The sequence below is a fragment of the Polaromonas sp. P1_F4 genome, from assembly GCF_056405675.1.
In genome coordinates this window covers 303,274-322,254 of record NZ_JBFUBP010000002.1, presented here as the reverse complement: position 1 = coordinate 322,254, position 18,981 = coordinate 303,274, and the positions used below count along the sequence as shown (strand labels likewise).

Sequence of the window (18,981 nt, the reverse complement as noted above, 5' to 3'; positions counted from 1 at the left end):
TCCCTGCGAAAAATTATGAACCTTGCGGATGGAAGCGTTGCCATGCCTTTTCTAAGGCCGCGCGGCACCGCCGTCATCCCCAACTGACGAGGAATTGCCATGACCACGGCTGCTGAAATCAAACATTTTGAAGAAAACGGTTTGTACTCCGGTGCAAACGAACATGACGCCTGCGGCGTCGGCTTCGTGGCGCACATCAAAGGGCACAAAAGCCACGCCATCGTCCAGCAAGGCCTGAAAATCCTCGAAAATCTCGACCATCGGGGTGCAGTGGGCGCTGACAAATTGATGGGTGACGGCGCCGGCATTTTGATTCAGCTGCCCGACGCGCTGTATCGCGAAGAAATGGCCAGCCAGGGCGTGCAGCTGCCGCCGCCCGGTGAGTACGGCGTCGGCATGGTGTTTCTGCCCAAAGAGCACGCATCCCGCCTGGCGTGCGAGCAGGCGCTGGAGCGCGCCGTCAAGGCTGAGGGCCAGGTGCTGCTGGGCTGGCGCGACGTGCCGGTCAACCGCGACATGCCCATGTCGCCCACCGTGCGCGAAAAAGAGCCCATCCTGCGCCAGATCTTCATCGGCCGCGGCAACGATGTGATCGTGCAGGACGCGCTGGAGCGCAAGCTGTACGTGATCCGCAAAACCGCCAGCGCCGCCATCCAGAACCTGCGCCTGACGCACAGCAAAGAATATTACGTGCCCAGCATGTCCAGCCGCACGGTGGTCTACAAAGGCCTGCTGCTGGCTGACCAGGTGGGCACCTACTACCGCGACCTGACCGACCCACGCTGCGTCTCGGCACTTGGCCTGGTGCACCAGCGTTTTTCGACCAACACCTTCCCCGAATGGCCCCTGGCCCACCCCTACCGCTATGTGGCGCACAACGGCGAGATCAACACCGTCAAGGGTAACTACAACTGGATGAAGGCGCGTGAAGGCGTGATGTCTTCGCCGGTGTTGGGCGCCGATCTGCAAAAGCTCTATCCCATCAGCTTTGCCAGCCAGTCCGACACCGCCACCTTCGACAACTGCCTTGAGTTGCTGACCATGGCTGGCTACCCCATCAGCCAGGCCGTGATGATGATGATCCCCGAGCCCTGGGAGCAGCACACCACCATGGACGAGCGCCGCAAGGCCTTCTATGAATACCACGCCGCCATGCTTGAGCCTTGGGACGGCCCGGCCTCCATCGTCTTCACCGACGGCCGCCAGATCGGCGCCACGCTGGACCGCAATGGCCTGCGCCCCTCGCGTTACTGCGTGACCGACGATGACCTGGTCATCATGGCCTCCGAATCCGGCGTGCTGCCGATTCCTGAGCACAAGATCGTGCGCAAATGGCGCCTGCAGCCCGGCAAGATGTTCCTGATCGACCTGGAACAGGGCCGCATGGTTGACGACGAGGAAATCAAGGCCACGCTGGCCCACAGCAAGCCCTACAAGCAATGGATTGAAAACCTGCGCATCAAGCTGGACGACGTGGCAGGCAAGGCCGCCAAGACCGCTCCGGTCACTGTGCCCGCGGCTTCGAACATCGCGCTGCTTGATCGCCAGCAGGCCTTTGGCTACACGCAGGAAGACATCAAATTCCTGATGTCCCCGATGGCCGCCAACGGCGAGGAAGCCACCGGCTCCATGGGCAACGACAGCCCGCTGGCTGTGCTGTCCAACAAGAACAAGCCGCTGTACAACTACTTCAAGCAGTTGTTCGCGCAGGTGACCAACCCGCCTATCGACCCGATACGCGAAGCCATCGTGATGTCGCTGGTGTCCTTCATCGGCCCCAAGCCCAACCTGCTGGACATCAACCAGGTCAACCCGCCGATGCGGCTGGAAGTCAGCCAGCCGGTGCTCAACGTGGCCGACATGCAGAAACTGCGCGATATCGAGTCGCACACCCAGGGCAAGTTCAAGAGCTACACCCTGGACATCACCTATCCGCTGGCCTGGGGCCATGAAGGTGTCGAGGCAAAGCTGGCTTCGCTGTGCGCCGAGGCGGTCGACGCGATCAAGGACGGCAAGAACATCCTGATCATCAGCGACCGCGGCATCAGCGCCACGCAGGTTGCCATCCCGGCCCTGCTGGCCCTGTCGGCCATTCACCAGCACCTGGTGAAGGAAGGCCTGCGCACAACCGCCGGCCTGGTGGTCGAAACCGGCTCCGCCCGTGAAGTGCACCACTTCGCCGTGCTGGCCGGCTACGGCGCCGAAGCCGTGCACCCCTACCTCGCCATGGAAACGCTGGCTGAGCTGTCCAAAGGTTTGCCGGGCGACCTCAGCACCGACAAGGCCGTCTACAACTACACCAAGGCCATCGGCAAGGGCCTGTCCAAGATCATGTCCAAGATGGGCGTGTCGACCTACATGAGCTACTGCGGCGCGCAACTGTTCGAGGCCATCGGCCTGAACCGCGACACCGTGGCGAAGTTCTTTACCGGCACCGCCAGCCAGGTCGAAGGCATGGGCGTGTTCGAGATCGCTGAAGAAGCCCTGCGCATGCATCGCGCCGCCTTCAGCGACGACCCGGTGCTGGCCAACATGCTGGACGCCGGCGGCGAATACGCCTGGCGCGTGCGCGGCGAAGACCACATGTGGACGCCCGATGCAATCGCCAAGCTGCAGCATTCCACGCGCTCCAACAACTGGAACACCTACAAGGAATACGCCCAGCTGATCAACGACCAGAACCGCCGTCACATGACGCTGCGCGGCCTGTTCGAGTTCAAGATTGATCCGTCCAAAGCCATCCCGATTGATGAAGTCGAGCCGGCCAAAGAGATCGTCAAGCGTTTTGCCACCGGTGCCATGTCTCTGGGTTCCATCAGCACCGAGGCCCACGCCACGCTGGCCGTAGCCATGAACCGCATCGGCGGCAAGAGCAACACGGGCGAGGGCGGTGAAGACCCGAACCGTTACCGGCAAGAGCTCAAAGGCATCCCGATCAAGAAGGGCGAGACCCTCAAAAGCGTGATCGGCCCGAAACAGGTCGAGGTTGATCTGCCACTGCAAGACGGCGATTCGCTGCGCTCGCGCATCAAGCAGGTCGCGTCGGGCCGCTTCGGCGTCACCGCCGAGTACCTGGTATCTGCCGACCAGATCCAGATCAAGATGGCGCAGGGCGCCAAGCCCGGCGAGGGCGGCCAGCTGCCCGGTGGCAAGGTCAGCGAATACATCGGCTCGCTGCGTTACTCGGTGCCCGGCGTGGGGCTGATCTCGCCACCGCCGCACCACGACATTTACTCGATCGAAGATCTGGCACAGCTGATCCACGATTTGAAGAACGTGAACCCGCGCGCCAGCATCAGCGTCAAGCTGGTGAGTGAAGTCGGCGTTGGCACCATTGCAGCGGGCGTGGCCAAGGCCAAGTCCGACCACGTGGTGATTGCCGGCCATGACGGCGGCACGGGTGCTTCGCCCTGGTCGTCCATCAAGCATGCCGGCTCGCCCTGGGAAATCGGCCTGGCCGAAACGCAGCAGACCCTGGTGCTCAACCGCCTGCGCGGCCGCATCCGCGTGCAGGCTGACGGCCAGATGAAAACCGGCCGCGACGTCATCATCGGTGCGCTGCTCGGTGCTGACGAATTCGGTTTTGCCACCGCGCCGCTGGTCGTTGAGGGCTGCATCATGATGCGCAAGTGCCACCTCAACACCTGCCCTGTGGGTGTGGCCACACAAGACCCTGTGCTGCGCCAGAAATTCAGCGGCAAGCCCGAGCATGTGGTCAATTACTTCTTCTTCGTCGCCGAAGAGGCGCGCCAGCTCATGGCGCAACTCGGCGTGCGCAAGTTTGACGACCTGATCGGCCGCGCCGACCTGCTCGACACGCAAAAAGGCATCGAGCACTGGAAGGCCAGCGGCCTTGACTTCGCTCGCCTGTTCTACCAGCCGAACGTGCCGGCCGACGTGCCGCGCATGCATGTGATGGAGCAGGACCACGCGCTTGAAAAAGCACTGGACGTGCGTCTGATCGAAAAGTCCAAGGCCGCCATTGAAAAGGGCGAAAAAGTCCAGTTCATCGAAGTGGCGCGCAACGTCAACCGCACCGTCGGCGCCATGCTGTCGGGTGAGCTGACACGCCACCACCCGCAAGGCCTGCCGGACGACACGCTGCGCATCCAGCTTGAAGGCACGGGCGGCCAGTCCTTCGGCGCCTTCCTGGCCAAGGGCATCACCATGTACCTGATCGGTGACGCCAACGACTACACCGGCAAGGGCCTGTCAGGCGGCCGTATCGTCGTGCGCCCCAGCATCGACTTTCGCGGCGACGCGGTGAAAAACACCATCGTCGGCAACACCGTGCTGTACGGCGCGACCACCGGCGAAGCTTTCTTCAGCGGTGTGGCCGGCGAACGTTTTGCCGTGCGCCTGTCGGGCGCCACGGCGGTCGTTGAAGGCACGGGCGACCACGGCTGCGAATACATGACGGGCGGCACGGTCGCGGTGCTGGGCAAGACCGGCCGCAACTTCGCCGCCGGCATGAGCGGCGGCGTGGCCTATGTGTACGACGAAGACGGCTTGTTTGCGACGCGCTGCAACACCTCCATGGTGTCCATGGACCGCATCGTCACCACAGCCGAGCAGCACACCCATGACAAGGCCGACTGGCATGCTGAACAAAGCGATGAGGAATTGCTCAAGCGCCTCTTGCAAGACCACAACCGCTGGACCGGCAGCAAGCGCGCGCGCGAGTTGCTGGACAACTGGAGCGAGTCACGCCTGAAGTTTGTGAAGGTCTTCCCGAACGAATACAAGAAGGCATTGATCGAGCGCAAGGAACGCCGCCTGGAAGCCGCGACCGAGACCACCCGGGCTCAGGTCGCCACCAACCAGGAAGCGGTGGCGGCTAAATAAGCCGGTTGCGCCTTTCACACACAAAACTCACTGCTATCGAATTTATAGCTGCTTGCGCCCGGTTTTAAAGGGCTAAGGGCATAAAACGCTTAAAGAATTGCACAGGACGCATCATGGGAAAAATCACCGGCTTCATGGAATACGAGCGCATCGAAGAGGGCTACAAGCCCGTGCCGGAGCGCCTGAAGAATTACAAGGAATTTGTCATCGGGCTGGACGACGCGCAGGCCAACAAGCAGGCCGCGCGCTGTATGGACTGCGGCACGCCGTTTTGCAACAGCGGCTGCCCCGTCAACAACATCATTCCTGACTTCAACGACATGGTGTTTCGCGCCGACTGGAAAAACGCCATCGACACGCTGCACAGCACCAACAACTTCCCCGAGTTCACCGGCCGCATCTGCCCGGCGCCCTGCGAAGCCGCCTGCACGCTGAATGTGAATGACGACGCCGTGGGCATCAAGTCGATTGAGCACGCCATCATCGACCGCGCCTGGTCCGAAGGCTGGGTCAAGCCTGTGATGCCCAAGCACAAGACCGGCAAGAAGGTTGCCGTGGTCGGATCCGGTCCCGCCGGCATGGCCGCCGCGCAGCAACTGGCGCGCGCCGGCCATGAGGTGACGCTGTTCGAGAAGAACGACCGCGTCGGTGGCCTGCTGCGCTACGGCATCCCTGACTTCAAGATGGAAAAGGTCCACATCGACCGCCGCGTCGAGCAAATGAAGGCCGAAGGCGTGAACTTCCGCACCGGTGTGATGGTGGGCAGCCTGCCTAAGGACTCCAAAGTCACCAACTGGGCGAAAGAAAGCATCACCCCTGAGCAACTCCAAAAAGACTTCGATGCTGTCATCCTGACCGGCGGCGCCGAACAATCGCGCGACCTGCCCGTCCCCGGCCGCGACCTGGACGGCGTTCACTTCGCGATGGAGTTTTTGCCCCAGCAAAACAAGATCAATGCCGGTGACAAGGTCAAAGGCCAGCTGCGCGCCGACGGCAAGCACGTCATCGTGATTGGCGGCGGCGACACCGGCTCCGACTGCGTGGGCACCAGCAACCGCCACGGCGCGGTCAGCGTCACCCAGTTTGAACTGATGCCCCAGCCGCCCGAGGAAGAAAACCGCCCCATGACCTGGCCTTACTGGCCGATCAAGCTGCGTACCTCTTCCAGCCACGAAGAAGGCTGCGAGCGCGAGTTCGCCATCTCCACCAAGGAACTGATCGGCGAAAAAGGCAAAGTCACGGGCCTGAAGACCGTTCGTGTCGAATGGAAAGACGGCAAGATGGTGGAAGTGCCAGGCTCCGAGCAAACCCTCAAGGCCGACCTGGTGCTGCTGGCCATGGGCTTTATCTCGCCGGTGGCGTCGGTTCTGGATGCGTTCGGCATCGAAAAAGACAACCGCGGCAACGCTAAGGCCGGCACCGACTTCACCGGTGGCTACGCCACCAACGTGCCCAAGGTGTTTGCTGCCGGCGACATCCGCCGCGGCCAGAGCCTCGTGGTGTGGGCGATTCGTGAAGGCCGCCAGGCCGCGCGCGCCGTCGACGAGTTTTTGATGGGCTTTAGCGACCTGCCTCGCTGAACGCCGCGCCCGGCCCTCACAAATCGCCCCAAGGGGCGGCTCAATAAACCCCACGCTTGCGCTTGGGGTGCGCGAAGGCCCCGCCGGGCTGCGCGCGCGGTGGACGAGTTCCTGATGGGCTACAGCGACCTGCGCCGCTAAGCGCCGCGCCCGGCCTTCGCAAATCGCCAAAAAGGGGCGATTGAGAGGCCCAAGCTGGTGCCCGGGTTGCGAGAAGTGGTGCCAAACCCCCAGGAATCACCCAATTGGCGTGACGGTCCGTTGCGCTTTGCGCACATCTGCCTGGTTGGCAAATAACACCGAAAACCCCGGGTGCTATCAAAAAAATAGCTGCTTGCGCCGGATAGTCGCGGCTTGCGGCCACTATCTGCCCGACAAAGCGGCAGCCTTTTTGGGCTACCCGCGCTGCTTTAGGCCGCTCAGCCCAAGGTTTTTGGTTTCCGGTCAGGGGCTGTATAAGGGCAAACCCCGTATCATTCGGTATTACTTACCCAAGCCAACACACCTGCTGGCCTGTCTTTTCTCCTTCAATGCCCGACATTTCCGCATCATCATTGGTTGAGTTCAAGGATGTGACGTTTTCCTATCCCGGCTCTGCCGGTGATCGCGTCATCCTGGACAAGGTCACGCTGTCCGTGCCTCGCGGCAAGGTTACCGCGCTGATGGGCGCTTCGGGAGGCGGCAAAACCACCGTGCTGCGCCTCATCGGCGGGCAGCAAAAGGCTGTCAGCGGCGCTGTGCTGTTCGACGGCAAGGACGTCGGCAAGCTGGCCCAGGCGGAACTCTACGCCRCGCGCCGTCGCATGGGCATGCTGTTCCAGTTCGGTGCGTTGTTCACCGATCTGAGTGTTTTCGACAATGTGGCGTTTCCCTTGCGCGAGCACACCGAATTGGGTGAGGCCCTGATCCGCGATATCGTGCTGATGAAGCTCAATGCGGTGGGTCTGCGCGGCGCGCGGGACCTGCTGCCCAGCGAAATTTCGGGCGGCATGGCCCGGCGGGTCGCGCTGGCGCGGGCCATTGTGCTGGACCCGGAACTCATCATGTATGACGAACCGTTCTCGGGGCTCGATCCGATCTCGCTCGGTACCGCCGCGCAGCTCATACGCCAGCTCAACGATACGCTGGGCATTACCAGCGTGGTGGTGTCGCATGATCTGGAAGAAACCTTCCGCATTGCCGACAAGGTCATCATCCTGGCCAATGGCGGCATTGCGGCGCAGGGCACACCTGACGAGGTGCGTCGCTCCACCGATCCGCTGGTGCACCAGTTCGTCAATGCCGAAAGCGAAGGCCCCGTGAAATTCCACTATCCGGGCCCCACTGTGGATGCCGATTTCGGCAACCCTGCGGCCAAATCAGGGAAGCGCGCATGAGCCGCTATAGCCCTGTCGCCCTGATTTCCGGCCTCGGTTTTTCCGTGCGCAGCCAGCTGGCCGAGCTGGGCTACGCCGCGCGGCTGATGTCCCGGCTGGTGGCCCTCACCGGCCCCGCCTTGGCCCGCTTTGGCCTGGTGCGCGACCAAATCTTCTTTTTGGGCAACTACTCGCTGGCCATCATTGCCGTGTCGGGCCTTTTTGTCGGTTTTGTGCTGGGCCTGCAGGGCTACTACACGCTGCAGCGTTATGGCTCGGCAGAAGCGCTGGGCTTGCTGGTGGCGCTCAGCCTCGTGCGTGAGCTGGGGCCGGTGGTCACTGCTTTGCTGTTTGCCGGCCGCGCCGGCACGGCGTTGACGGCCGAAATCGGCCTGATGAAAGCCGGCGAACAGCTCTCGGCCATGGAAATGATGGCGGTGGATCCGGTGCGGCGCATCCTGGCGCCCCGTTTCTGGGGCGGCATCATCGCCATGCCCCTGCTGGCTGCCGTGTTCAGCGCTGTGGGCATCATGGGTGGCTGGCTGGTGGGCGTGGTCATGATCGGTATTGATGCGGGCTCCTTCTGGAGCCAGATGCAGTCGGGCGTGGACGTCTGGCGCGACGTAGGCAACGGCATCATCAAGAGTTTTGTGTTTGGCGTCACCGTCACTTTTGTGGCCTTGCACCAGGGTTTCGAGGCCCAGCCGACGCCTGAGGGCGTGTCGCGCGCGACCACGCGGACCGTGGTGGTTGCGTCGCTGGCCGTGCTGGGGCTGGATTTCCTGCTGACCGCCTCGATGTTCAGCCTTTAAAACCGTCTTCATACATTTTTAATTCGCCCATGAGAAAATCCTGCTTCCCAGTGTTTGCCTTGGGTGAACCCCGCAAGGACAAAACAGCCCGGAATGGCGAAAACGCCGGACCAGGCCACTGAAAGAAAACGATGCAACGTTCCAAAAATGATCTGTGGGTGGGTTTGTTCGTGTTGATTGGCGGTGCCGCCATCCTGTTTCTGGCGCTCAAGTCCGCGAATCTGCTCAGCCTGAATTTCGATACCTCCTACAAGGTGACGGCGAAATTCGACAACATTGGCGGTCTCAAGCCGCGAGCCGCGGTCAAAAGCGCTGGCGTGGTAGTGGGCAGGGTTGAAAATATCACTTTCGACGACAAGTCCTACCAGGCCAGCGTCAATCTGGCCATGGAAAGCCGTTACGTATTCCCGAAAGACAGCTCGCTGAAGATTTTGACCAGCGGATTGCTGGGCGAGCAGTACATCGGCGTGGAGGCCGGTGGGGACGAGAAAAATCTTGCTGCGGGGGACGTGGTCAAAAACACGCAGTCCGCCGTGGTGCTTGAGAATCTGATCAGCCAGTTTTTATACAGCAAGGCGGCAGACAGCAGTTCCGGATCAGGGTCTGCGCCGCCATCAGGGACGCCAGAAAAAAAATGACAGCAGAAATCACGATGAAAAAACCGGCCGGCTGGGCTGCGGCAGTGCTTGCACTGGCACTTCTCCAGGGGTGTGCTACCGGTCCCAATGCGAGCCCGTCCGATCCGCTGGAGCCGTTCAACCGGACCATGTTCAATTTCAATGACGGTGTGGACCGCGCCGTCGTCAAACCCGTGGCAACCGCGTACCGGGATATCACGCCTGCGCCTGTGCGCACCGGTGTCACCAATTTCTTCGGCAACATTTCAGACGTGTGGTCCACCGTCAACAACCTGCTCCAGGGTAAAGGCCAGGCTTCTATCGAAAGTTTCTTCCGCGTCACGACCAATACCATCTGGGGCGTGGGTGGCATTTTTGACGTTGCCAGCGATCTGAAGATTCCCAAACACTCGGAAGATTTTGGCCAGACGCTCGGCGTTTGGGGTGTGGGCTCGGGCCCCTACCTCGTGCTGCCTTTGCTGGGCCCTTCTTCCGCGCGTGATTCGGTAGGTTCGCTGGTTGATTACCAGGGCGACCTGGTAAGCCGGATCGACAATGTCCGTGCCCGCAATTCCCTGACGACTTTGCGCCTGGTGAATGCCAGGGCCAACGTGCTCGGGGCCGGTGATGTCCTGGACCAGGCCGCACTCGACAAATACAGTTTCACCCGCGAAATCTACCTGCAGCGTCGCCGTAGCCTGATAGGTGGGCCTTCGGAGGAGAAAGAGGAGCGTTACGATTTGCCGGAAGGCGCATCGGCCGCCCCAGCGACACCAGCCTCCGCCGCCAAATAGTGTCATCCCGGGTTTGAACAGGGGTCAAAAGGCTGTTGATTGCAAACAATATTTACAAGACTGCCGTAAAACTTCATTCACAGCCCGGAAACCATCCCGCAGAATAACCATCGAACCATCGGTTGCAGCAGCGACGTATCCATAGGGGTGCTGCAATTTTCGCAGCTGCATGCTTCGTCATAGAAGGAAAATCATGAAACGCAGAACACTTGGCCATTTATTTACCGCCGCCCTCAGCCTGGCCCTGATGGGGGCCGCGCCTCTCGTTCGCGCAGCCGATGAGGCACCCGATGCCCTGATCAAGCGCGTCTCGGCCGATGTGCTGGACAACATCAAGACGGACAAGGCTGTAAAAGCCGGTGACCTCACCCGGGTGCTCACGCTCGTCGACAGCAAGATCATGCCCAACGTGAACTTCACACGCATGACGGCCTCTGCCGTTGGCCGCAACTGGCGCCAGGCCACGCCTGAGCAGCAAAAGAAGCTTCAGGACGAGTTCAAGATCCTGCTGATCCGCACCTATTCCGGCGCATTGGCACAGGTCAGCGACCAGAGCGTCAATGTCAAGCCGCTGCGTGCGGCTCCGGAAGACACTGAAGTCGTCGTCCGCACCGAAGTTCTGGGCCGGGGCGATCCAATCCAGCTGGATTACCGCATGGAAAAAACCGCCACGGGCTGGAAGATCTATGACCTCAACGTGCTGGGCGTCTGGCTGGTGGAAACCTACCGTACCCAGTTTGCCCAGGAAATCAGCGCCAAGGGCGTCGACGGCCTGATCGCTTCCCTGGTTCAGCGCAATCAGTCCAATACCGGCGCGGGCGCCAAGAAATCCTGAGCGGCGACCGCGCCATGCTGACACTCCCTTCCGCCTTGACCCATGCGGTGGCTGCCGGTTTTTCTCGCGGCCTGAAGCAGGCCGTGCAGTCCCAGCCGGGCGGGGTGGTGGTGGATGCGAGCGCACTCACGGAATTTGATTCTTCCGCCCTGGCCGTCCTGCTCGAATGCCGCCGTGAGGCACTGGCCGCCGGCAAGGGGTTCACGGTAACCGGCTTGCCTGTCCGTTTGCGCCAGCTGGCAGGCCTTTATGGCGTGGCCGAGCTGGTGCCTGCCACGGTCTGAGCCGCACTGCTTCGGCACTGGCCGCCCGCAGTGGCCCTCACAGGGCATTCAGGTACCCGCCGGGATAAAACGGCGCCAGCCCTTAAAATGATGGGCTAATGCCAGCGATCTCATTTCAGTCCGTCTCCAAAACCTATTCCTCTGCGCGAAGCCAAACAGGCCCCATTGTCCGGGCGCTTGACGACGTCAGTTTTGACATCCGGCAGGGTGAGTTTTTTGGGCTGCTCGGTCCCAACGGCGCCGGCAAAACCTCTCTCATCAGCATACTGGCCGGCCTTTCGCGCGCCAGCAGCGGCCGGGTCCTGGTGCATGGCAGCGACGTGCTCACCGACTATGCCAATGCAAGGCGAAAGCTCGGCGTCGTACCCCAGGAGCTGGTGTTCGACCCCTTTTTCTCCGTGCGCGAGGCGCTGCGCATCCAGTCCGGCTATTTCGGCATCAAACGCAACGACGACTGGATCGACGAACTGCTGGTCAGCCTGGGGCTGGCCGACAAAGCCAATGCCAACATGCGCCAGCTCTCCGGCGGCATGAAACGCCGCGTGCTGGTGGCGCAGGCGCTGGTGCACAAGCCGCAGGTCATCGTGCTCGACGAACCCACCGCCGGCGTTGATGTGGAACTGCGCCAGACGCTGTGGCAGTTCATCGCCAAACTCAACAAGCAGGGCAGCACGGTGCTGCTCACCACGCACTACCTCGAAGAAGCCGAGGCTTTGTGCAGCCGCATCGCCATGCTCAAGCAGGGGCGGGTGGTGGCGCTGGCCCAGACTTCCGAGCTGCTCAAAGCGGCTTCGTCGAACGTGTTGCGCTTCAAGATCGACAGCGAATTGCCGGTGCACCTGGCCGCGCAGGCCCGTATCACCGGGCGCATCGTGCAGTTCCCGGCGCACAACGCCAATGAAATCGAACAATACCTCGCGGCCATCCGTGAGGCGGGGCTGGTCGCGGAAGACGTTGAAATCCGCAAGGCCGACCTGGAAGATGTGTTCCTGGACGTCATGAACAAAAAGCCGGCCGGAGAAGCCACCGAACTGAATTTAATGGGAGTGGCAACATGATCGCGTTCATCCGGGGAAGGGCCGTGCGCCGCGCCGGGCCGCCCCAAGCAAGCACAGCCCCCTCGGGGGGCAGCGTAGTACGCGAAGCGACAAGCGTGGGGGCTTTTGAATGACTGGCTGGCAAACACTGCTCTACAAGGAAACCCTGCGCTTCTGGAAAGTGGGCTTCCAGACGGTCGGAGCCCCGGTGTTGACCGCCGTGCTCTACATGCTGATCTTCGGTCATGTGCTGCAGGACCAGGTGAAGGTCTACGACCAGGTCAGCTATACCGCCTTCCTGGTGCCCGGCCTCGTGATGATGAGCGTGTTGCAGAACGCGTTCGCCAACAGCTCTTCCTCGCTGATCCAGAGCAAGATCATGGGCAGCCTGGTGTTTGTGCTGCTCACACCGCTGTCGCACTGGCACTGGTTTTTTGCGTACGTCGGCTCGTCCGTCGCACGTGGCCTGCTGGTGGGCACCGGCGTGTTTGCCGTCACCGTATTTTTCGGCCAACCCGCTTTTGTGGCGCCGCTGTGGATTGTGCTGTTTGCGGTGCTGGGCGCCGCCATGCTGGGCGCGCTGGGCGTGATTGCCGGCCTCTGGTCTGAAAAGTTCGATCAGATGGCGGCCTTCCAGAATTTCGTCATCATGCCCATGACCTTCCTGAGCGGCGTGTTTTATTCGATCCACTCGCTGCCGCCGTTTTGGCAAAAGGTCAGCCACCTGAACCCGTTTTTCTACATGATCGACGGTTTTCGCTACGGATTCTTTGGCGTCAGCGATGTTTCGCCCTGGCTGAGCCTGGGGATTGTTTTGACGGCCTTACTTGTCGTTAGCTCCGTTGCCGTGAACATGCTGCGCACCGGCTACAAAATAAGACACTAGAGATATGACCCCGACGTTCGCGCACTTCGTGTCGCTCTCTGCCCCCGAGGGGGCGCTGCGCCTGCGGCCTGGCAAAGCCAGTTCCGCGGCCCCTGCTTGCGAAGACACTCGTCTCATGCCCCAATAGACAACCTATGACCAGCGAAGAACTTCAATCCATCATCACCGCAGGCCTGCCGTGCGAACATATCGAGCTGTCGGGCGACGGCCGCCATTGGTACGCGACAATCATCTCCAGCGCCTTTGAGGGACTGCGCTTGATCCAGCGCCACCAGAAGGTGTACGCCACGCTGGGTGGACGCATGCAGACCGACGAAGTGCATGCGCTGTCGATGAAAACGTATACGCCCACCGAATGGGCCAACAACAACACGCAATAAGAACATGGACAAATTACTCATCAGGGGCGGCAAATCACTCGCCGGTACGGTCGAAATTTCGGGCGCCAAGAATGCCGCGCTCCCGGAGCTTTGTGCGGCCCTGCTGACGGCCGACACGGTGACGCTGCAGAACGTGCCGCGCCTGCAGGACGTGGCCACCATGCTCAAGCTGGTGCGCAACATGGGCGTGCAGGCCGAACGCAGCCAGGACGTGCCCAGCACTGTGGTTCTCAATGCCGGCGGCCTGAGCTCACCGGAAGCCCCTTATGAGCTCGTCAAGACCATGCGCGCTTCCGTGCTGGCCCTCGGCCCGCTGCTGGCGCGCTTTGGCGAAGCGACTGTGTCATTGCCCGGCGGCTGCGCCATTGGTTCGCGGCCGGTCGACCAGCACATCAAGGGCATGCAGGCCATGGGCGCTGAAATCGCCGTGGAGCATGGCTACATGATCGCCAAGCTGCCGGCCGGTCAGAAGCGGCTCAAGGGCACCAGCATCACCACCGACATGGTGACGGTGACCGGCACTGAAAACTTCCTGATGGCCGCCAGCCTGGCAGAAGGCGAAACCATCCTGGAGAACGCCGCACAGGAGCCCGAGATTGGCGACCTGGCTGAAATGCTCATCAAGATGGGCGCAAAGATTGAAGGCCACGGCACGCGCCGCATCCGCATTCAGGGTGTCGAGCGCCTGCATGGCTGCACCCACCAGGTGGTGGCCGATCGCATTGAAACCGGCACCTTTTTGTGCGCGGTGGCCGCTGCCGGCGGCGACGTTGTCTTGAGGCACGGCCGCGCCGACCACCTCGACGCGGTGATCGACAAGCTGCGTGAAGCCGGTGCCGTGGTGACTGCGGGTGAGGGCTTTATCCGCATCCAGGCCAGCGGCCGAATGAAGGCGCAATCCTTCCGCACGACCGAATACCCCGGCTTCCCGACCGACATGCAGGCCCAGTTCATGGCGCTGAACGCCATTGCACAGGGCAGCAGCACAGTGACCGAGACAATCTTCGAAAACCGCTTCATGCACGTCAACGAGATGGTGCGCCTGGGCGCCAAGATCCAGATCGAAGGCAAGGTCGCGGTTATGGAGGGTGTTGAAAAGCTGTCGGGCGCCACCGTGATGGCCACTGATCTGCGCGCCTCCGCCAGCCTGGTAATTGCCGGCCTGGTGGCCGAAGGTGAAACCATGGTGGACCGTATTTACCACCTGGATCGCGGCTATGACCAGATGGAAGCCAAGCTGCGCGGAATCGGTGCCGACATAGAACGAGTCAAAGCATGATCACCTTAGCGCTCTCCAAAGGCCGCATCTTCGACGACATCCTGCCGCTGCTCAAAAGCGCCGGCATCGAGGTACTCGACGACCCTGAAAAATCCCGCAAGCTGATCCTGGACACCAACCAGCCCGGCCTGCGCGTGGTGCTGGTGCGTGCCACCGATGTGCCCACCTATGTGCAATACGGCGGCGCGGATCTCGGCGTGGTCGGCAAAGACACGCTGATCGAATCCGGCAGCCAGGGCCTGTACCAGCCGCTCGACCTGCAAATCGCCAAATGCCGCATCAGCGTGGCGGTGCGCGAAGGCTTTGACTACGCCGCCGCCGTGCGCCAGGGTTCGCGCCTGAAAGTGGCCACCAAGTACGTGGCGATTGCCCGCGACTTTTTCGCCACCAAGGGCGTGCACGTCGACCTGATCAAGCTCTACGGCAGCATGGAGCTCGCGCCGCTCACAGGCTTGGCCGACGCAATCGTCGATTTGGTCTCCACCGGCAGCACGCTCAAGGCCAACCACCTGGTTGAAGTCGAACGCATCATGGACATCAGCTCGCACCTCATCGTGAACCAGACTGCACTCAAGCTCAAGCAAGAGCCCATACGCAAGCTGATCGACGCTTTTTCTGCCGCCACCTCCGCACCTGTCCTTAAATCTTGATGCTATGAAATTAATAGCTGCTCCCGCTCGTCTGTCAACGATTTCGGCCACTTTTGATGCTGAATTCAAGGCGCGCCTGCATTGGTCTGCCGACACCGATGCGGCCATTGAGCAACGCGTGGCCGACATCCTGGCCGATGTGCAGCAGCGTGGCGATGCGGCTGTGCTGGAATACACCGCGCGGTTTGATGGCCTGTCAGCCGCGTCGATGGCTGGGCTGGAACTGACGCAGGCGGATTTCAAGGCCGCATTTGATGCCATTCCCGCTGCGCAGCGCGAGGCCCTGCAGGCCGCAGCCGCCCGGGTGCGCAAGTACCACGAGGCACAGAAGAAGGCATCGGGCGAGAGCTGGAGTTATCGCGACGAAGATGGCACGCTGCTGGGCCAGAAGGTCACACCGCTGGACCGGGTGGGCATTTACGTTCCGGGCGGCAAGGCTGCCTACCCTTCCAGCTTGCTCATGAACGCCATCCCCGCCCACGTGGCTGGTGTGCAAGAGATCATCATGGTGGTGCCAACGCCTGTGCGCGGCAGCGTAGCCACGGGCGGCTCAGGCGACCAAGCTGCTTCCAGCAAGGGTGAGCGCAATGAGCTCGTGCTGGCTGCCGCCTACGTGGCCGGCGTGACCCGCGCGTTCACCATTGGCGGCGCGCAGGCCGTGGCCGCGCTGGCCTACGGCACGCAGACCGTGCCCAAGGTCGACAAGATCACCGGCCCCGGCAATGCTTATGTCGCCAGCGCCAAAAAGCGCGTCTTCGGCACGGTGGGCATCGACATGATCGCCGGCCCGAGCGAAATCCTGGTGCTGGCTGACGGCAGTACACCCGCCGACTGGGTGGCCATGGATTTGTTCAGCCAGGCCGAACACGACGAACTCGCGCAAAGCATCTTGCTGTGCCCCGACGCCGCGTACATCGATGAGGTGCAAGCCGCCATCGACCGGCTGTTGCCCGACATGCCGCGCGCCGAGATCATCGCCAAGTCCCTCACCGGCCGCGGCGCGCTGATCCACACGCGCAGCATGGAAGAGGCCTGCGAAATCAGCAACCGCATCGCACCCGAACACCTCGAAGTCTCCAGCCGCGACCCGCACAAGTGGGAGCCCTTGCTCAAGCACGCCGGCGCCATCTTCCTGGGCGCCTACACCAGCGAATCGCTGGGCGACTACTGCGCCGGCCCCAACCACGTGCTGCCCACCAGCGGCACGGCACGCTTCAGTTCGCCACTGGGCGTCTACGACTTCCAGAAGCGCTCCAGCCTGATCGAAGTCAGCGAAGCCGGTGCGCAGGTTCTCGGCAAGATCGCCGCTGAACTCGCTTATGGAGAAGGCCTGCAGGCGCACGCGCGTGCCGCCGAGATGCGGCTTTCCAAGCCCGTTAAGTCGTAAATGACAAGCATCGGATCGCTGAATTTTGTTGCGGCATGCATTGTCTTGGCAGGCTTGCAAGGCTGCGCGTCTGTGGTGCAACCCTCAGAGAAGCCACCCAACGCGATTGAGCTTTCAGGAGTGATCTCCGAAGTGTCTGCGTCGCCCTACTATGGTTTGAGTTCGGTTCAGCAAAGTAGCGCGACGCTTGCTGGGGGCTCTGCTGGCGTCATGCTAGCCAACGCCATTGGTGCGCAGCAGGGCAATCGTGACGTCAGCTCCATCCTGGTGAAGGTTTCGAGCGCCTTATCGCTGACGCTTCCCGTGAGCGGTACTTTCCAGCCTGGGGAGTGTGTGAAGCTTTTTGTAGATCCCATGTTCCGCGAGCTGTTGAACCGCAAGGATGTGGCAAACATGAGCATGCCCACGGGCTCCGCTTTCGTGCAGAAAAGCAGTTGCTGAGCGAGTCGGCAATCACAATACCGCCAGACAGAATCAATTCACCCATCATGAAACAGTCAGATACCGTACTGGCCTCCGAGCTCAAAAAACTGATTCGCCAGGACGTGCAGTCCATGCATGCCTACGCCATCCAGGACTCGGCCGGCATGGTCAAGCTTGATGCCATGGAGAACCCGCACCGCCTGCCGGCATCGCTGCAGGCCCATCTGGGCCAGCGTCTGGGTGCGCTGGCATTGAACCGCTATCCGGATGGCCGCGTGAATGATCTGCGCAAGGCCCTGGCCGACTATGCGCAGATGCCCGAGGGCTTCGACATCATGCTGGGCAACGGTTCGGACGAGTTGATCTCGCTGCTGGCCATGGCCTGCGATGTGGAAGGGGGCTCCATATTGGCGCCGCTGCCGGGCTTTGTGATGTACGCCATGAGCGCGCAGCTGCAGGGCCTCAAATTCATCGGCGTGCCGCTGACGGCCGACTTTGAGCTCGATGAGGCCGCCATGCTGGCTGCCATTGCCGAGCACCAGCCGTCCATCGTCTACCTGGCTTACCCGAACAACCCGACGGCCAACCTGTGGGACGACGCGGTGATTGAAAAGATCATCGAAGCCGTGGGCGAACAAGGCGGCCTGGTCGTGATGGACGAGGCCTACCAGCCGTTTTCCAGCAAAAGCTACATCGACCGCATCGCCAGGCATGGCCATGTGCTGCTGATGCGCACCCTGAGCAAGTTCGGCCTGGCCGGTGTGCGTATCGGTTACATGATGGGCCCGAAAGCGCTGATCGCCGAGATCGACAAGGTGCGCCCGCCCTACAACATCAGTGTGCTCAACTACGAATGCGCGCTGTTCGCGCTGGAGCACCAGGGCGAATTCGCCGCCCAGGCACAGGAGCTGGTCGCCCAGCGCGCTGTGCTGATGAAGGCGCTGGCCGGCATGGCGGCCAGGGGCGTCAAAGCCTGGAAAAGCGACGCCAACATGATCCTGGTGCGGGTGCCCGATGCGGCCAAAACCTTCGAAGGCATGAAATCGCGCAAGGTCCTGGTCAAAAACGTTTCTAAAATGCACCCATTGCTGGCCAATTGTTTGCGCCTGACGGTCGGCACCGCGGACGAGAACGTGCAAATGCTGGCGGCGCTTGAAAAATCCCTATGACCACCCCTACCCACGCTCCCCGCATTGCCGAGGTTTCACGCAACACCGCCGAGACCCAGATCACCGTCAGGGTCAACCTCGACGGTACCGGCCAAGCCAAGTTGTCCACGGGCATCGGCTTTTTCGACCACATGCTGGACCAGATCGCCCGCCACGGCCTGATCGACCTCGACATCCAGGCCAAGGGCGATTTGCACATTGACGGCCACCACACGGTGGAAGACGTGGGCATTACGCTGGGCCAGGCCGTGGCCAAGGCTGTGGGGGACAAAAAGGGCCTGCGCCGCTACGGCCACGCCTATGTGCCGCTCGACGAGGCGCTGTCGCGCGTGGTGGTCGATTTTTCGGGCCGTCCGGGCCTCGAGATGCATGTTCCTTTCAAGAGCGGCATGATCGGCACCTTCGACAGCCAGCTCGCCTACGAATTCTTCCAGGGCTTTGTGAACCACGCCTTTGTGACCTTGCACATCGACAACCTCAAGGGCGAGAACGCCCACCACCAGGCCGAAACCGTGTTCAAGGCATTTGCCCGCGCGCTGCGCATGGCGCTGGAGATCGATCCGCGCGCCGCAGGCGTGATTCCATCGACCAAGGGTTCGCTGTAACCCCTCCGCACTCAACGCCGGGAACACGTCCAATCCTTGTTTT

Annotated in this window: 17 protein-coding genes; all 17 read left to right on the top strand. The window is 61.7% G+C overall.

Annotated elements, in window-relative coordinates; genetic code table 11:
• The first annotated feature begins 99 nt into the window (after window positions 1-99).
• Complete coding sequence (locus AC1DYQ_RS06530; protein WP_477686088.1) at window positions 100-4,845, top strand: glutamate synthase-related protein; 4,746 nt, start codon at window positions 100-102, stop codon at window positions 4,843-4,845.
• A 113-nt stretch (window positions 4,846-4,958) separates the two neighbouring features.
• On the top strand, window positions 4,959-6,425 hold the full coding sequence (locus AC1DYQ_RS06525; RefSeq protein WP_477686087.1) for a glutamate synthase subunit beta: 1,467 nt from the start codon (window positions 4,959-4,961) through the stop codon (window positions 6,423-6,425).
• Between the two features lie 530 nt (window positions 6,426-6,955).
• Entirely contained in the window at window positions 6,956-7,801 is an 846-nt protein-coding gene (locus tag AC1DYQ_RS06520; RefSeq protein ID WP_477686086.1) for an ABC transporter ATP-binding protein, read from the top strand.
• Window positions 7,798-8,592, top strand: a complete 795-nt coding sequence (gene mlaE / locus AC1DYQ_RS06515) for a lipid asymmetry maintenance ABC transporter permease subunit MlaE (protein WP_457279722.1) — start codon at window positions 7,798-7,800, stop codon at window positions 8,590-8,592. The genes AC1DYQ_RS06520 and mlaE overlap by 4 nt, the downstream gene beginning before the upstream one ends.
• A 131-nt stretch (window positions 8,593-8,723) precedes the next feature.
• On the top strand, window positions 8,724-9,230 hold the full coding sequence (gene mlaD, locus AC1DYQ_RS06510) for an outer membrane lipid asymmetry maintenance protein MlaD (RefSeq protein WP_457279721.1): 507 nt from the start codon (window positions 8,724-8,726) through the stop codon (window positions 9,228-9,230).
• The gene (locus AC1DYQ_RS06505; protein ID WP_477686085.1) at window positions 9,227-10,003 is read left to right on the top strand and encodes an MlaA family lipoprotein; all 777 of its coding nucleotides are present in this window, start codon (window positions 9,227-9,229) and stop codon (window positions 10,001-10,003) included. Before mlaD ends, AC1DYQ_RS06505 begins: the two co-directional genes overlap by 4 nt.
• 193 nt (window positions 10,004-10,196) lie before the next feature.
• A complete protein-coding gene (locus AC1DYQ_RS06500) occupies window positions 10,197-10,838 on the top strand; it encodes an MlaC/ttg2D family ABC transporter substrate-binding protein (protein ID WP_477686084.1) in 642 nt (213 codons plus the stop codon).
• Window positions 10,839-10,852: 14 nt separating this feature from the next.
• Entirely contained in the window at window positions 10,853-11,122 is a 270-nt protein-coding gene (locus AC1DYQ_RS06495) for an STAS domain-containing protein (protein WP_477686083.1), read from the top strand.
• A 98-nt stretch (window positions 11,123-11,220) separates the two neighbouring features.
• Complete coding sequence (locus AC1DYQ_RS06490; protein WP_457279717.1) at window positions 11,221-12,180, top strand: ABC transporter ATP-binding protein; 960 nt, start codon at window positions 11,221-11,223, stop codon at window positions 12,178-12,180.
• Between the two features lie 109 nt (window positions 12,181-12,289).
• The gene (locus tag AC1DYQ_RS06485; protein WP_477686082.1) at window positions 12,290-13,045 is read left to right on the top strand and encodes an ABC transporter permease; all 756 of its coding nucleotides are present in this window, start codon (window positions 12,290-12,292) and stop codon (window positions 13,043-13,045) included.
• 134 nt (window positions 13,046-13,179) lie between these two features.
• A complete protein-coding gene (locus tag AC1DYQ_RS06480; RefSeq protein ID WP_457279715.1) occupies window positions 13,180-13,425 on the top strand; it encodes a BolA family protein in 246 nt (81 codons plus the stop codon).
• 4 nt (window positions 13,426-13,429) lie between these two features.
• The gene (gene murA / locus AC1DYQ_RS06475; RefSeq protein WP_477686081.1) at window positions 13,430-14,704 is read left to right on the top strand and encodes a UDP-N-acetylglucosamine 1-carboxyvinyltransferase; all 1,275 of its coding nucleotides are present in this window, start codon (window positions 13,430-13,432) and stop codon (window positions 14,702-14,704) included.
• On the top strand, window positions 14,701-15,354 hold the full coding sequence (gene hisG, locus AC1DYQ_RS06470) for an ATP phosphoribosyltransferase (RefSeq protein ID WP_477686080.1): 654 nt from the start codon (window positions 14,701-14,703) through the stop codon (window positions 15,352-15,354). Before murA ends, hisG begins: the two co-directional genes overlap by 4 nt.
• A 4-nt stretch (window positions 15,355-15,358) precedes the next feature.
• Window positions 15,359-16,741, top strand: coding sequence for a histidinol dehydrogenase (gene hisD, locus AC1DYQ_RS06465; RefSeq protein ID WP_477686079.1), 1,383 nt, complete (start codon window positions 15,359-15,361; stop codon window positions 16,739-16,741).
• Window positions 16,742-17,182 carry a hypothetical protein gene (locus AC1DYQ_RS06460; protein ID WP_477649152.1) on the top strand — a complete coding sequence of 147 codons (441 nt, stop codon included), beginning with the start codon at window positions 16,742-16,744 and terminating at the stop codon, window positions 17,180-17,182.
• A 47-nt stretch (window positions 17,183-17,229) separates the two neighbouring features.
• Entirely contained in the window at window positions 17,230-18,333 is a 1,104-nt protein-coding gene (gene hisC / locus AC1DYQ_RS06455) for a histidinol-phosphate transaminase (RefSeq protein ID WP_477686078.1), read from the top strand.
• Window positions 18,330-18,938 (top strand): imidazoleglycerol-phosphate dehydratase HisB, encoded by a 609-nt coding sequence (gene hisB, locus AC1DYQ_RS06450; protein WP_477649150.1) that lies wholly within the window; start codon window positions 18,330-18,332, stop codon window positions 18,936-18,938. Before hisC ends, hisB begins: the two co-directional genes overlap by 4 nt.
• Window positions 18,939-18,981 lie beyond the last annotated feature (43 nt).

Coding starts and splice junctions, on each gene's coding strand:
- AC1DYQ_RS06530 (WP_477686088.1), top strand. CDS start 100: ATGACCACGGCTGCTGAAATCAAACATTTTGAAGAAAACGGTTTGTAC.
- AC1DYQ_RS06525 (WP_477686087.1), top strand. CDS start 4,959: ATGGGAAAAATCACCGGCTTCATGGAATACGAGCGCATCGAAGAGGGC.
- mlaE (WP_457279722.1), top strand. CDS start 7,798: ATGAGCCGCTATAGCCCTGTCGCCCTGATTTCCGGCCTCGGTTTTTCC.
- mlaD (WP_457279721.1), top strand. CDS start 8,724: ATGCAACGTTCCAAAAATGATCTGTGGGTGGGTTTGTTCGTGTTGATT.
- AC1DYQ_RS06505 (WP_477686085.1), top strand. CDS start 9,227: ATGACAGCAGAAATCACGATGAAAAAACCGGCCGGCTGGGCTGCGGCA.
- AC1DYQ_RS06500 (WP_477686084.1), top strand. CDS start 10,197: ATGAAACGCAGAACACTTGGCCATTTATTTACCGCCGCCCTCAGCCTG.
- AC1DYQ_RS06495 (WP_477686083.1), top strand. CDS start 10,853: ATGCTGACACTCCCTTCCGCCTTGACCCATGCGGTGGCTGCCGGTTTT.
- AC1DYQ_RS06490 (WP_457279717.1), top strand. CDS start 11,221: ATGCCAGCGATCTCATTTCAGTCCGTCTCCAAAACCTATTCCTCTGCG.
- AC1DYQ_RS06485 (WP_477686082.1), top strand. CDS start 12,290: ATGACTGGCTGGCAAACACTGCTCTACAAGGAAACCCTGCGCTTCTGG.
- AC1DYQ_RS06480 (WP_457279715.1), top strand. CDS start 13,180: ATGACCAGCGAAGAACTTCAATCCATCATCACCGCAGGCCTGCCGTGC.
- murA (WP_477686081.1), top strand. CDS start 13,430: ATGGACAAATTACTCATCAGGGGCGGCAAATCACTCGCCGGTACGGTC.
- hisG (WP_477686080.1), top strand. CDS start 14,701: ATGATCACCTTAGCGCTCTCCAAAGGCCGCATCTTCGACGACATCCTG.
- hisD (WP_477686079.1), top strand. CDS start 15,359: ATGAAATTAATAGCTGCTCCCGCTCGTCTGTCAACGATTTCGGCCACT.
- AC1DYQ_RS06460 (WP_477649152.1), top strand. CDS start 16,742: ATGACAAGCATCGGATCGCTGAATTTTGTTGCGGCATGCATTGTCTTG.
- hisC (WP_477686078.1), top strand. CDS start 17,230: ATGAAACAGTCAGATACCGTACTGGCCTCCGAGCTCAAAAAACTGATT.
- hisB (WP_477649150.1), top strand. CDS start 18,330: ATGACCACCCCTACCCACGCTCCCCGCATTGCCGAGGTTTCACGCAAC.